The following is a 14,076-nucleotide window of genomic DNA, read 5'->3' on the forward strand; positions in this document are numbered from 1 at the left end:
CCAAGCTTAATGCCCTAAACAGTCGTTTTATCTGCCGATTTTGTTATCGGCAGTTGATTTATTTAATCTTCAGCAAAGTGCCAATAACCTTTGTTGACAAGATCAAGCATGACTTTAAGTGTGTTTTTATCCTGCAACTGTTCGTAATTAAGTGTTTCATTTTCACAAAGTAGATCTATAATAGGCATTGGTAACTCAATTTTTTCACCATGAATATAGCCAAAATCACCTACTTTAAAGATTCGAATGCTTAGTACACGGTGTAGCTTTGCACCAGCTTTTAGTAATGATTCAAATTCTTCATAATTGTATGGTGGTTCAACTGGAACAATATTTAGATCGTGCATTGGTAAAGTAATGTGTCTACCAAACCAATCGTTAAATAATGAAGGTGTTTTGATTAGATCAATAATTTGATCTTGTACCTTTGTTAGTTCATAAGGTTGAACGCGATGAGGATCATTAGGTAGCTTTAAATCTGGATCTTGATAATAAATACTAATTGGTAGGTTATCAATGACATAATCAGCAAAGCTACTTAATAGTTGTTGTGATGTTTGTGTCATAAAGCCAACGGAATAACTTAATGATTCACCAATTGATATACCATTATGCGGACAACCTGTTGGAATGTATAGAATGTCGCCTGTGGTGAGCTCTTCGTCAATGATTGGTTGATATTCTTCGACATGTAATAATGCTTTGTGTGCATTAAATTGTTTATAATTTGGATCGCCATTGCCTACTTGCCAACGCCTGCTACCCATGCCTTGAATAATAAATACATCATAATTATCAATATGAGGTCCAACTCCAGCGCCTTGGGTTGCGTAAGAAATCATTAGATCATCAAATTGCCATTGTGGAAGGCATTTAAAAGGTTTAAGTAAGGTCGCTGCTTGTTCATGCCAATGGTCAACGGCTTGTACTAGCAAACTCCAATGATCTTCACCTAAGTTATCGTATTGAGTAAATGGTCCGAATTTAGCATCCCAAACACCATCTTTATTAGAAACAATTCGGCTATCAATTTCTTCTTCCATCGCTAAACCAGCTAGTTCGTCTGGTGTTATGGGATCAATAAAATTAACAAATGCCTTGCGTAAGATTACCGGTTTTTTTTGCCAAAATTTTCTTAAAAAATCATCCCAATCAATAGTTAATTTATAATTCATTTAATTTTCCTTGAAGATTGAATAACTGGCAAAAATTATGGGTGGTTTTTTGGGCTATATCCTCTAAAGAAACACCTTTTAAAGCAGATAAATATTGCGCAACTACACGAACATACGCAGGTTGGTTTTCTTTACCTCGATATGGTACGGGAGCAAGATAAGGTGAGTCAGTTTCGATCAAAATACGATCAAGTGGAACATATTTCGCAACTTCCCGTAGAGCCTCGGCATTTTTAAAGGTGATAATTCCTGAAAAGGAAATATAAAAACCAAGATCCAATAGTTGTTTTGCTGTTTCGATATCTTCTGTAAAACAGTGCAAAACACCAGAGTGGACATGCTCATCTTTTAAAATTCTTAAAGTGTCTTCTTTAGCATTACGTGTATGGACAATAACGGGTTTGCTTAGCTTTCGCCCTAATCGGATATGTTCTTTAAATATAGTTTGTTGTAGTTCTAAGTTGTCTTGTTGGTAGTAATAATCAAGCCCCGTTTCACCAAGTGCAATGACGTTGTCTTCTTGTGCTAAAGTTTGAAAGCGTTCGGCATCGTAGGTTTCGTCATCAAGATTAAGTGGATGAATCCCACATGAGAAAGAGCATTGATTTTGATAAGGTATAAGCTTATGTTTCATCGATTCATAGCCAGATAGTGTTGTTGCCACGCTTAGGCAATGTTTAACGCTATTGTTGATAGCTTCTTGTAAAACATCTTTGATGGATTTAGTACTAAAGTCTAAACTATCTAAATGACAGTGAGAATCAATTAAAAACATAAAAATCTCTTCTTTGTTTATTTTAATGTTGTTCAAAATCACGAACAGGTTTTATTGTTGACCACGAACGGCAAGCAGGGCATAACCAGTAGAGTGAGTTAACTGTGAATCCACATTTCTGGCATCGATAATTGGGTACTGCTTTTATTTGTTCGCCAACCATGTTGCGTAAAAGTAAAAGGCTTTCTTTAGCTTTACCTTGTTCTGCATCAGCAACATGATAATTCATTAATCGATAGAACCCTTTTAAATTAGGGTGTTTCAGTAATTCTCGATACATATAATATTGTGCGGCGTCTAGACCTTTTTCTTTTTCGATAACATCAGCAAGCATTAATTCAGCAACATTACCTGTATCTTGATCGACACATATTTGTAAAAATTCTTGAAATTCATATTGATTATTTAGCTTTAGGTAGCACTCTTTTAATGCAGGTAATGCTTCGCCAATAAAAGCTTTGTCCTGCTGTAATATTTGCTGAAAAGATTTGATAGCTTGCTCAGTTTTGTTTTGTACCATAAGAACTTGCCCCAACATGAGTGAAGTACGAGCACATTTAGTGTCTGCAATTGCTGATTTTTGTAATAGGCTATTGGCTTTATCAAGATCATCATTATCAATCGCTATTGACGCTAATTCACAATAAAATTGTGCAATATCGGTTTTGTATTTTATATTACCAAGTTTAACCAATTTAGTTGCCATGTTGATGGCATTTATCCATTCACTGGTTGATTGATATATGATAATAAGTTGTTGTAATGCATGTTGTTGAAATTCTTCTTCATCAATTAATTGCAAAAATGTCTCTTCAGCACGATCGTAAAAGCCTGCAACCATGTAATCTCTACCTAGTTGTTGAATAGCTAATAGTCTTTGTTCAAATGTTAAAGATGAGCTTTCTAATAGCGCTTGATGAATGCGGATAGCACGATCAACTTCACCCCGAGAGCGGAATAAGTTACCTAATGTTAAATGCGCCTCAAGTGTGCCATCGTCTTCTTTTAACATGTCTAAGAAAAGATCGACAGCTTTGTCTTTTTGATTTGATAAAAGAAAATTCAAACCATCAACATATTCACGAGATAGTCGATTAGATTGATTTAGATGTTTCTGTTTTGCATTTCTGTCACCCATATACCAACCGTATGCGGCGGCAATAGGAAGTAACAAAAATAACAGTTCAAACATAGTAACCTATTCTTAATTAGTTTTAGTTGTGTTTATTTGCTGGTTATTAGCCATGCCTTCATCATATTTTTTTTGTAATTTATTTAGTTTACGTTTTGTTGATGAGTGCTGTAATTTAGATTTTAGAAAGAAAATGCCGGTTAATATCCAACCAACAATAAACCCCGAACCAAATAAAATAGCTAATAAGACTGATAAGCGGGTTTCAGTTTTAGCTACCAAATAATTGAAGGTTACTATTTGATCATTAGCCGATCCTATTGCTATTGAGATGGCAAAGATGATAATTATCAATAAAATTGATATAACAAATTTCATAATGTTGACCTTTCTTTTTTTTGTTTTAGTTAAACTCTTTCGTTTATTATACTCTTCTATTCTTATAATTTCTTTTTGCATTTGGTTAATTAGATTATTAACTATATTGCCTAAAAATAATATTGTTTGTTGTAAATGTTACTTTCTCAAAATATTTAATAATCATTTGTCTACTATATGCCATTTTCTAGCATAAAAATAGCAAATTAATGAGATTATCCATGCGATTAATATACTTGTTATTAGATCAATAGGACTATGCATGCCTAATAATAACCGGCTTAATTCAATTAATATTGACCAAATAATGATAGAAGATACTATCACATAATGTTTTCTAAATTTTAGTAATATTAAGGCTAATAGTGCCCAAGTTACAGCTAACAAGGTATGCCCAGAAGGAAAAGCATATCCCGTTTCATTTTGCCAGTGGCTTGATAACCAACTGGGGATTGTTGATGAATTGTTAAATAATTGATGAATAATTTCTTTTCTTTCTGAACGTGATTTCGAATAAAATTGTTGATCATTAATATTATATTCCTGAGCCATCCAAAGTACATAAGGCCGTGATTCAGCGGTTTGTGATTTTAAAAAGCTTTTAATTATTTGCCCACTTAATATTGCACTCACAAGAAGCAACCATAATAATATGATTCTTTTTTTTGTTTTTTGGGGTAATAGCAGACAAAATACAATGAATAAAATTGTTGAGGTGATAATTCCCCAAGGAAAACTTGCTGTTTCAGTTATTAAAAATAAACATTTAGATGTATTATTTAAGGATGCTGGTTGCCAATGCCAATTTATGGCTATAATAGTAAAAGGAACAGCTAAGAAAATAGCCAGTAGGGCTATTGTTTTTTTTATTACTAACCTCATTTATAAACTCAATTAAGTATAAATTGCTTTTGCTTAATATTTTAGCATAGAAGATAAATTTATTTTTATAAAATCTTATTTATCCTTATTGAAAATGGAGATAATAATGCAATTAAAACGTGTTGCACAAGCGAAATTGCCGACGCCTTGGGGGTGTTTCATTATTGTTGGATTTGAAGAAATTGCAACAAAAAAGGATCATGCCGCATTAGTATTTGGTGATATATCTGGCGATACACCAGTTCTCACAAGAATTCATTCTGAATGCTTAACAGGCGATGCGCTTTTTAGCTTACGCTGTGATTGTGGTTTTCAGTTAGAAGCAGCCTTAAAACAAATTGCAAAGGAGGGTAAAGGGATTTTAATTTATCACCGGCAAGAAGGACGTAATATTGGTTTATTGAATAAAATCAGAGCTTATGCGCTACAAGATCAAGGTTTGGACACGGTTGAAGCTAATGAGCAATTGGGGTTTGCAGCAGATGAACGAGATTTTACTCTATGCGCAGATATGCTGACTTTATTAGGCGTATCACAAATTCGCTTATTAACCAACAATCCCGAGAAAATACGAGTGCTTGAACAATCAGGAATTAAAATTATACAACGGGTGCCATTGGAAGTTGGTGGAAATCCAAACAATGAGCATTATCTAGAAACAAAAGCAAATAAAATGGGACACTTACTTCATTTGCATCACTATAATTGCAATCACTAAAAATTTAAGTTAACTAAGAGAACTTATTGTTTTGTAATTGAATTTATCCAAAATAGTAAAAATGTTGAAATAAAAACTCAAAATAGAAAATATTATTTTGAGTTTTTTGTTACTTGATAATAAGAGAAAAATTTTAATTTAGGTTTATGTGATAATTGCCAATTATTTGGCACCTTTAAAATCAATTTTTATCGCTGCGTAGCACACCACCATTAGCAATCTGATCTTTAGATAATTCGTGCATTATGATTTGTACTGCTTCTGGTTTACAGTTAAGGGTTTCAACGATGGCATTAGTTACCCGTTTTGCCATTTCTCTTTTTTGCTCTACAGTGCGACCTTCTAAAAAGTCTATAACGACATTAGGCATAGATACCTCCTAGTGATTATTAATTTGGGCAAGTTGCTCATCAGTTAATGCGATTTCATCATTATGGCATATGCTAATGCCAGATTTTATAATTTGTTCAGCAATGCCCTTAGCTTCATCTAATGAGTGCATTTTATAGGTACCACATTGATACTCATTCAATTCAGGAATCTGATTTTGTGATTTAACATTTAATACGTTATGCATTGATTTTAGCCATGCATCGACAACTAATGCCTCATTAGGATTACCAATTAAGCTCATATAAAAGCCTGTACGACATCCCATTGGTGAAATATCGATTATTTCAACTTTATCACTGTTAAGATGATCGCGCATAAAACCAGCAAATAAATGTTCTAATGTATGAATTCCTTTTTCTGGAAGGTTGTTTTTATTTGGAATGGTAAAGCGTAGATCAAACACAGTAATGCTGTCACCTTTTGGGGTCACCATTGTTTTTGCAATTCGCACAAAGGGTGCTTTCATTTTTGTGTGATCAACTTTAAAACTGTCTAGTAAAGGCATAATGTCCTCCTTGTTATTTGATAATTGTTATTCTAATCAATTTACTAATAAGTACCAGTAGATTTGATATTTACTGATCAAGTAAATTTATTAATTCTTGCTCATCAATAACTTTTATTCCTAGTTCTTGAGCCTTATTAAGTTTAGAGCCTGCTGCTTCTCCTGCAATGACTAGATCAGTATTTTTCGAAACACTGCCTGTTACTTTGGCTCCTAGTTGCTTTAATTTATCTTTGGCTTCATCTCGTGTTAAAACCGACAATGTACCAGTTAATACTACAGTTTTTCCTGAAAAAGGTGAGTTAATGGCGATCTCTTGTACCTGTGGAATGACATCTTGCCAGTGAATGCCTACTTCATTACTGGTTAGTTGTTCAATTACATTGCGATTATGTGGTTCTTGAAAAAAGTCAATAATGCTTTCTGCAATGACGGCACCAATTTCGTTTACTGATTGTAGTTTTTCTAGTGAGGCATTCTCAATTGCTGATAAACTACCAAGTTGGTTAACAAGATTTTCGGCAGTAACTTCACCAACATTCGGGATTCCAAGCGCAAATATAAAGCGGCTTAATGTAGTATTTTTAGATAATTCTAGTGCATTTAATAAGTTATTGGCAGATTTTTCCCCAATTTTATCTAAACTACATAGTGTTGGTAGATTTAGTTTATATAAATCTGCAGGTGTTTTGACATATTCTTTATCAACCAGTTGTTCAATAATTTTTTCGCCCATACCATCAACATTCATTGCTCGCCGTGAAACAAAATGCTTTAAGGCTTCTTTTCGTTGTGCAGGGCAAATCAAACCTCCAGCACAGCGTGATATCGCTGCACCTTCGTCTCGAACTATTTGCGAGCCACAAATAGGGCAGTGTGTCGGGAAGATGATTTCTTTTGTGTCGGCGGGTCTTCTATCTACTATGACGGCTACTATTTTAGGAATAACGTCACCAGCTCGGCGTATTGTTACATAGTCACCCTCACGGATACCTAATCGGATTATTTCATCGCTATTATGTAATGTCGCATTGCTCACAATAACGCCAGCAACTGATACAGGTTCAAGCCTTGCTACAGGAGTAATTGCACCTGTTCGCCCAACTTGAAAGTCTACTTTATTTAATTTTGTAATTTCTTCTTGAGCCGGATATTTAAATGCTGTGGCCCATCTTGGTGCTCGAGCAACAAATCCAAGCTGATTTTGTAGTTCAATACTATTAACTTTAATTACTACACCATCGATATCAAAATCTAATGACATACGCTGTTCACCAATTAGTTTAAAATAATCTAGAGCGGCTTGCACCCCTTGGCGTTTTTGTACTTTATTACTAACTGGTAACCCCCAAGCTTTAAATTGCATTAAACGATCGTAATGAGTGTCAGGTAATGTGGTACCTTCGACAATACCAACACCATAACAAAAAAATGCTAATGGTCTTTTTGCTGTAATTTTAGGATCTAATTGTCTTAATGAACCAGCGGCTGCATTACGTGGATTGGCAAATACTCTTTCGTTATGCTTTTCTGCATCTGCGTTGAGTTTTTCGAAGCCTTTATGTGTCATAAAGACTTCTCCTCGAACTTCTAATCTAGAAGGGATGTTATCGCCTCTTAGAACTAGTGGAATTGTTTTGATAGTCTTTACATTGGCTGTTATGTCTTCTCCTGTTGTACCATCTCCTCGTGTTGCTGCTTGTAAAAAACGACCATTTTCATAAAGAAGACTGACAGCAAGTCCGTCAAGTTTGAGCTCACAACAATATTCAACCTGTTCAGCATCGTTTAAATGAAGACGATCTTTAACTCGTTTGTTAAATGCAATAAAGCTAGCATCATCAAAGACATTATCTAGTGATAGCATAGGTATTTCATGTTTAATGGATGCAAATTGGGCTAATGGGGAACCACCAACTCGTTGGGTTGGTGAGTCGGAAGTAATAAGATCTGGGTTTTGCTGTTCTAATGTTTGTAGTTGCTTTATTAATTTATCATATTCAACATCGGGAATTTCTGGTGTATCAAGGACATAATAACAGTATTCATGATGTCTAATTAGGTTGCGTAGTGAAGTCAATTGCTTCGCTATGTCTTTATTCAATTCAGGTGTATTTACTGAATTTTTTGTTTCATTATGTAGCGACATGATTATATGCTCTTATTAAAACGAAGGTTTGGGAAAATATTATAAATAGGTTATATTCATTTTTATCCACCAATTCAAGTTGGTGGAATTTTTTAAAAGATTTGCTGAAAAGACTACGGTTAAATTTCGTTACTGACCTTTTTAATACGTTCTTTATAACTGTCTATTTTTTGAGGGGTTAGCATATGATGTTCATCATCTAATACTACACCGTTGACATCGTCAGCTATGCGTTGTGCTGTTTGCAACATTAATTTGAAGTTTTGTTGATTGTTACCCTCTGTAGGCGCAACCATAAAAATAGACACACCAGGTGTAGTAAATTCATACATTGTATCGGGATCCAAATATCCAGGTGTCACCATATTGGCTAAACTAAATAATATTGCTCCATTACCCGCAGGATCTACATGGCGGTGAAAAATTCTCATATCACCGAACTGAAAACCAGATTGCATAATGCTAGCGAGTAACACATCACCTTGTAATAATTTCCCGTTAATGCCTGTGATATTTAATACAATAATTTCGGTTGTGGATTGTTCAGTGTCAATATTTATTTTTTTGGGTTCTTCGTTATGGTTAATTTCATTATTAGTATCTGATGGTTTTTCTTTCGTTGTAAGAATTAAATCAGGGTGTTGTTCATCTTCAAAAAGATCAAGTTCAACATTGATAGCTGGTTCTTTTGTTGTTTCAGCATTAATCTCTTGTTTGTCGTCATTATCAACAAATAAATCTTCTTGTTGAGGTATTTTTTCTTGCTCTTTTGTGAGTTCATTAATAATTACATCGTTTTCAACGGTTTCACTGCTTTTTGTTGTTTTAGGTTTGAGTAAGATAACATCATCATCTTCTTCTATGTCATTCATAGAATAGTTTTGATATTGTTGAGTATTTTTTTCAAATTTTCCTTTTTTATTTGAACTAAAAAGCGAAGAACGTTCTTTTTTATTGATCCAAAACCCATGGATGAGCAATGCAATAATGACCAAGGATGCAACAACAACTAGAACAATACGTAAATTATCCATAATAACCATCTCTGTATTAAATTAAATATAGACTCAAATTATTCAATCATCTTTTGAAAAAGTGATTGCGGAGTACAGTAATGTAAATTTTTTATTCTTTATTAGCAATATGAATTAATATTCATTAAAGCAACCATATTTGATATTTGTAGTATAACATTTTATTTAAGATACTTTATAGCACAAAAAATCAATTACTCTATATTACTTTATTTCTAGCAATAATCCTAATTAGCAATACTTTTTTTAGTATCATAATCTAACTAGCTATTTTTTAGAACTCTGTGCTATTAACTTGTAAAGATACTTACAATCTATGCATATTTTTTGTAAAATCGCCGATTACTTTTAACTAAGATCAATTATTAAAAATTAAAATAATTATTAAGTTTACTGAGGTCATATTTATATGAGATTTAACAAGCTATTATTAGCCTTGCCTGTGGCGTGTGCTAGCCTACTTTTATTAACAAGTTGTGATAATGGCAATTCAAAAAATGGTAATAATAAATTACCGAAGGTAACTGTATTTAAAGTGGAACCATTGAATTACACATTAAAAATTGGTTTACCAGGTAGGGTTGTTGCATCTCAAATTGCTGAAATTAGGCCTCAAGTAGGTGGTATCGTCTTAAAACGCGAGTTTGATGAAAGTTCGAATGTTAAGGCCGGACAATCTCTTTATCAAATAGATCCAGCTATTTATCAAGCTAATTATGATAGTGCGGTAGCAAGTGTTGCTAGCGCTAAAGCGAATGCAAATATTGCTCAACTTACTCTTAAGCGTTACGCTGGATTATTAAATACTAAATCAATCAGCCAACAAGATTACGATAAAGCAGCTGCAGATGCTAAACAGGCTGAAGCTGCAGTATTAGTTGCACAAGCAGCTGAGCATACAGCTAAAGTCAATTTAGAATATACAAAAGTGTATTCACCAATTGATGGGTATATAGGTAAATCAAGTGTGACTGAAGGGGCATTAGTGTCGGCAGGTCAATCGACACCACTTGCACTAGTTCAACAACTAGACCCAATTTATGTCGATATGACAGAAGCGGCTACCCGTTATAATAAATATATTCAGGATGAAAACGTAATTTATGAACCAGTAAAAGGTAATAATGTCGAATTATACTTTAATGATGGTTCTAAATACGCTTATCCAGGTAGTGTAAAATTTTCTGATATGACTGTAAATGAAACAACGGGTACAGTAACTTTGCGGTCACAATTTACAAATAGTGAAGGGAAAATTTTACCCGGCATGTTTGTTAAGCCTCAGTTGACATTAGGCTATATCAAAAATGCAGTGCTTGTTCCACAGCAAGGAATTACCAGCAATAAGTTAGGGCAATATACTGCAAAAATTTTGAAACCTGATAATACAGTAGAGTATCGACAAGATATTCAAGTATACACAGGAGTTGGTGGTTATTGGGTTGTAACAAAGGGAATTAACATTGGTGAAGAGGTTATTATTACTGGATTACTTAATTTAACTTCTGTTGAAAAACCTCAAAAAGATGCTCCACCTATGAAAGTAGAAAAAGTCGGAGATCCTAATACACTTTCACAAGAACAATTAGACAGTATCATAAAAAACAGTGTGAAATAAAACAGGAGTAGGTGAATTATGGCTAAGTTTTTTATTGATAGACCTGTTTTTGCATGGGTAATTGCTATCATGATGATGCTAGGAGGTGCTTTATGTATCAAGCTACTAGCTGTTGAGCAGTATCCTGACATTGCCCCTCCTGCTGTAACTGTTAGTGCTGTTTACCCAGGTGCCGATGCACAGACCATCGAAAATACTGTTACTCAGTTGATTGAACAGAATTTAACTGGATTGGATAATCTAATTTATATGAAATCAACCAGTAGTGCACAAGGTGTTGTTCAAACGACGTTAACCTTTGCTCCTGGAACTAATCCCGATTTTGCTCAAGTACAAGTGTTAAATAAAGTAGAGAGTATTAAATCAAGGCTACCAGAAAGTGTGCAAAAAAATGGTGTTTCTGTTGCAAAAAATAACACCAATTTTTTAAAGGTTGTGGGTTTTTATTCAACAAATCCTAAAAAAACACAAGCAGATATTGCTGATTTTGTTTATTCAACTGTGCAAGATCAGATTAGACGTGTACAGGGTGTAGGTGATACTCAATTGTTTGGCTCTGAATATGCAATGCGTATTTGGCTTGATCCAAATAAATTGACCTATTTTAATTTATCAATTGAAGAAATCATTGCGGCTATTCAAGCACAAAATGCGCAAGTAACAGCAGGGCAATTAGGTGCCTTACCATCAACAGATGGACAAGAACTCAATGCGACAATTACAGCTCAATCACGTTTAAAAACACCCGAACAATTCCAAAATATTTTAGTGCGTGTAAATACAGATGGTTCTAATCTTTTATTAAAAGATATAGCAACGGTTGAAATTGGTGCGTCTGATTATAACTTTATTTCTTATTATGATGGTAAAGCATCTGCAGGTCTTGGTATTTATTTGGCAACAGGAGCTAACCAATTAGAAACTTCTGATCAGGTAGATAAAAAATTAGCCGAATTATCAAAAATCTTTCCTGAAGATATTCACTATGCTTATCCGTATGACACAACACCATTTGTAAAATTATCAATTAATAACGTAGTACATACATTGATTGAAGCTATTATTTTAGTTGTTATTGTAATGTATGTCTTTTTACAAAATCTCCGTTCGACACTTATACCGACGATTACCGTACCTGTGGTATTGCTAGGAACTTTTGCTGTTTTGTATATCTGTGGGTTTACGATTAATACATTATCTATGTTTGCAATGGTGCTTGCCATAGGCTTGTTGGTAGATGATGCAATAGTTGTTATTGAGAACGTTGAACGTATTATGCATGATGAAGGTTTATCGCCTTATGATGCAACCGTTAAATCGATGGAACAAATTACTTCAGCGTTGGTTGGTATTGCAGTTGTGTTATCTGCAGTATTCGTTCCTATGGCATTTTATGGAGGTGCAGCGGGTGGAATTTACCGCCAATTTTCAATTACCATTGTAACAGCGATGGCATTATCAGTGTTGATGGCAATTGTATTAACTCCAGCGCTCTGTGTTCAAATTTTAAAAGCACCATCTAAAAGTAAATTAAAAAGAAACTCGTTAGGTGACAAGTTAGAATCTATACCACCATTTAGTTGGTGTTCTGTTGGCACAAAAAAATTCTTTAAATGGTTTAACGAGTTCTATGAAAAAAGTTTACGCCATTATGAAAAAGGTGTAATAAAAGTTGTTCGTTATCCATTAATAGCTTTTGTTTGTTATGCTTTAATTCTAGTTGGATTAATCTTTGGCTTTAATCGGTTACCTACTGGTTTTTTACCTAATGAAGATCAGGGTGTGCTTTTAGTTATGGTTGAGCTACCGCCAGGATCAACTTTAGAGCAAACTATGTCAGTTTTAAATAAAACGGCAAAATTTTATACTGAGCAAAAAGCTGATTCAGTTGAGGAAATATTTACTGTAGCTGGATTTAGTATGGTTGGTCGTGGGCAAAATATGGGGTTAGGCTTTGTTCGATTAAAAAATTGGGAACAACGTAAACGCGCAGATCAAAAAGTTAATGCTTTAGTCGCTAGCGGTTGGGGATTTGCTTCTACTATAACCGAGGGAAGGGTAATTGTTACCAACTTACCAGCTGTTCCAGCATTAGGTATGGCTAATGGTTTTTCTTATGTACTGAAAGATACGGCTAGTTATGGGCATGATGCTTTGGTAGGTGCATTTTTCCAAATGTTGGGTCAAGCTTCTCATCATCCTAAACTGCAACAAGTTAGACCGGGAAGTATGCTAGATGTTCCGCAGTACAAAATTAATGTTGATTTTGAAGCAGCACAAGCATTAGGCGTTTCGGTAAATTCAGTAAATACTGTATTGTCCACAGCTTTAGGTTCTGCTTATATTGACGATTTTGTTTATAATAACCGAGTTAAAAAAGTATACCTACAATCAGATGCACCTTATCGCATGTTGCCAGATGATTTTAGTTACTGGCATGTTAAAAATAAAAATGGTGAAATGGTTCCATATGATGCGTTTGCTACTACGACAAAAACTTATGGATCTCCTTCACTAGTTCGTTATGATGGTGTGGCAGCAATGGAGATAAGTGGTTCAGCTGCTCCAGGCCTGAGTTCTGGGCAAGCAATGGCTGTAATGGAAGAATTATCGAAAAATTTGCCTAAAGGATTTACTTTTGACTGGACTGATATTTCTTATCAAGAACGTCAAACAGGTTCACAAACAACAACTCTTTACATTATTTCGATTATTGTTGTATTTTTATCATTAGCTGCATTGTATGAAAGTTGGACGGTACCGATTTCGATTTTATTCGTTATTCCTCTTGGAATTTTAGGTACAGTATTTGCAACTATGTTTAGAGGGCTTGATAACGATATTTACTTTATTGTAGGACTATTAACGACAATGGGGTTATCTGCTAAAAATGCTATATTGATTGTAGAATTTGCCAAAGATGCCTTGGAAAAAGAGGGTAAATCATTGATTGATGCTACACTTGAAGCTTGTCGTCTGCGCCTACGCCCGATTTTAATGACTTCGTTTGCCTTTATTTTAGGGGTATTACCACTAGCATTAAATAGTGGTGCTGGTTCCGCTAGCCAAAATGCGGTAGGTACTGGTGTAATTGGTGGTATGTTGACAGCAACATTTTTAGCAATATTTTATGTTCCCTTGTTCTTTTTATTTGTAACAAAACTATTTACAAAACATAAAAATAAAGCAGTGTTACCTGTTAACCGTTCTTAAAAGCAATAACTAAATAGCTAGTTTTGGTACATATATGGCCTTGATGTATAGTTCTATAGGTCATATATAACTTAAGCGAGCTATTAAAATAACGAAATGCGCCG

The 14,076-nt window shown here is 34.3% G+C and carries 13 protein-coding genes; 4 read left to right on the plus strand and 9 right to left on the minus strand.

The features are described 5' to 3' along the window. Positions 1-62 precede the first annotated feature (62 nt). The 5 genes from GYW75_RS11475 to GYW75_RS11495 all read right to left on the minus strand — a co-directional run bounded on the left by GYW75_RS11475 (position 63) and on the right by GYW75_RS11495 (position 4,093). Positions 63-1,175 (minus strand): ribosomal protein uL16 3-hydroxylase, encoded by a 1,113-nt coding sequence (locus tag GYW75_RS11475; protein ID WP_174799436.1) that lies wholly within the window; start codon positions 1,173-1,175, stop codon positions 63-65. Beyond that, the gene (locus tag GYW75_RS11480; protein ID WP_174799437.1) at positions 1,165-1,950 is read right to left on the minus strand and encodes a YchF/TatD family DNA exonuclease; all 786 of its coding nucleotides are present in this window, start codon (positions 1,948-1,950) and stop codon (positions 1,165-1,167) included. The genes GYW75_RS11475 and GYW75_RS11480 overlap by 11 nt, the downstream gene beginning before the upstream one ends. Positions 1,951-1,972: 22 nt before the next feature. Then, complete coding sequence (gene lapB, locus GYW75_RS11485) at positions 1,973-3,142, minus strand: lipopolysaccharide assembly protein LapB (RefSeq protein WP_034914041.1); 1,170 nt, start codon at positions 3,140-3,142, stop codon at positions 1,973-1,975. Between the two features lie 12 nt (positions 3,143-3,154). Then, positions 3,155-3,460: a LapA family protein gene (locus GYW75_RS11490; protein WP_034914045.1), complete on the minus strand. Its 306-nt coding sequence runs from the start codon at positions 3,458-3,460 to the stop codon at positions 3,155-3,157. 162 nt (positions 3,461-3,622) lie between these two features. Beyond that, positions 3,623-4,093, minus strand: a complete 471-nt coding sequence (locus tag GYW75_RS11495; protein WP_342366995.1) for a phosphatase PAP2 family protein — start codon at positions 4,091-4,093, stop codon at positions 3,623-3,625. 64 nt (positions 4,094-4,157) lie between these two features. Between GYW75_RS11495 and GYW75_RS12500 the strand changes: the two genes are divergently transcribed. Together GYW75_RS12500 and ribA are read left to right on the plus strand one after the other, a co-directional pair. Beyond that, on the plus strand, positions 4,158-4,358 hold the full coding sequence (locus GYW75_RS12500; protein ID WP_238552651.1) for a hypothetical protein: 201 nt from the start codon (positions 4,158-4,160) through the stop codon (positions 4,356-4,358). Between the two features lie 90 nt (positions 4,359-4,448). Next, complete coding sequence (ribA, locus tag GYW75_RS11500; protein WP_034914165.1) at positions 4,449-5,060, plus strand: GTP cyclohydrolase II; 612 nt, start codon at positions 4,449-4,451, stop codon at positions 5,058-5,060. A 181-nt stretch (positions 5,061-5,241) separates the two neighbouring features. On the opposite strand, the gene GYW75_RS11505 is transcribed toward ribA, so the two are convergent. The 4 genes from GYW75_RS11505 to zipA form a co-directional block, all read right to left on the minus strand. After that, complete coding sequence (locus GYW75_RS11505) at positions 5,242-5,430, minus strand: 2-hydroxymuconate tautomerase (RefSeq protein ID WP_085165713.1); 189 nt, start codon at positions 5,428-5,430, stop codon at positions 5,242-5,244. A gap of 9 nt (positions 5,431-5,439) precedes the next feature. Continuing rightward, positions 5,440-5,958, minus strand: coding sequence for an S-ribosylhomocysteine lyase (gene luxS, locus GYW75_RS11510; protein ID WP_174799439.1), 519 nt, complete (start codon positions 5,956-5,958; stop codon positions 5,440-5,442). A 70-nt stretch (positions 5,959-6,028) separates the two neighbouring features. After that, positions 6,029-8,107 (minus strand): NAD-dependent DNA ligase LigA, encoded by a 2,079-nt coding sequence (ligA, locus tag GYW75_RS11515; RefSeq protein ID WP_174799440.1) that lies wholly within the window; start codon positions 8,105-8,107, stop codon positions 6,029-6,031. Between the two features lie 119 nt (positions 8,108-8,226). After that, entirely contained in the window at positions 8,227-9,141 is a 915-nt protein-coding gene (zipA, locus tag GYW75_RS11520) for a cell division protein ZipA (protein WP_174799441.1), read from the minus strand. Between the two features lie 409 nt (positions 9,142-9,550). Here zipA and GYW75_RS11525 point away from each other — a divergent pair, with 409 nt between their 5' ends. Both GYW75_RS11525 and GYW75_RS11530 read left to right on the plus strand, forming a co-directional pair. Next, positions 9,551-10,759, plus strand: coding sequence for an efflux RND transporter periplasmic adaptor subunit (locus GYW75_RS11525; protein WP_065589297.1), 1,209 nt, complete (start codon positions 9,551-9,553; stop codon positions 10,757-10,759). 18 nt (positions 10,760-10,777) lie between these two features. After that, on the plus strand, positions 10,778-13,972 hold the full coding sequence (locus GYW75_RS11530; RefSeq protein ID WP_174799442.1) for an efflux RND transporter permease subunit: 3,195 nt from the start codon (positions 10,778-10,780) through the stop codon (positions 13,970-13,972). The last annotated feature ends 104 nt before the right edge of the window (positions 13,973-14,076 follow it).

This window comes from Gilliamella sp. ESL0232, from assembly GCF_013346885.1.
Taxonomy (GTDB): Bacteria; Pseudomonadota; Gammaproteobacteria; order Enterobacterales; family Orbaceae; genus Gilliamella; species Gilliamella bombi.